1 protein-coding gene is annotated in these 221 nt (G+C 16.3%); it reads left to right on the top strand.

What is annotated here, in order from left to right; all coding sequences use genetic code 11:
* Window positions 1-221 (top strand): hypothetical protein (locus tag HY29_RS19555; RefSeq protein ID WP_206741912.1); only part of this gene is annotated, 221 nt, incomplete at both ends.

The following is a 221-nucleotide window of genomic DNA, read 5'->3' as shown; positions in this document are numbered from 1 at the left end:
AAATTATTGAAATATTAGTTAGACTTAGTTTTATAGAATTATATTTTAATAAAGATTATTTAGAAATACTAAATCAAACATTTATAGATCAAATATCTAGTCAAACAACAATTTATACTGAAAAAAAAGAAATAATAGAAAATAATATTAAAATTACTAAATATCTCAATTTCATTGAAGTTGAAAATGATAAAAGAAAAAAAGGACTAAATAAATTCATG

Origin of the sequence: Hyphomonas beringensis (assembly GCF_000682755.1) — a bacterium.
Lineage (GTDB): Bacteria > Pseudomonadota > Alphaproteobacteria > Caulobacterales > Hyphomonadaceae > Hyphomonas > Hyphomonas beringensis.
The sequence above is the reverse complement of the archived record's forward strand: the minus strand, read 5'-3'. Positions and strand labels throughout refer to the sequence as shown.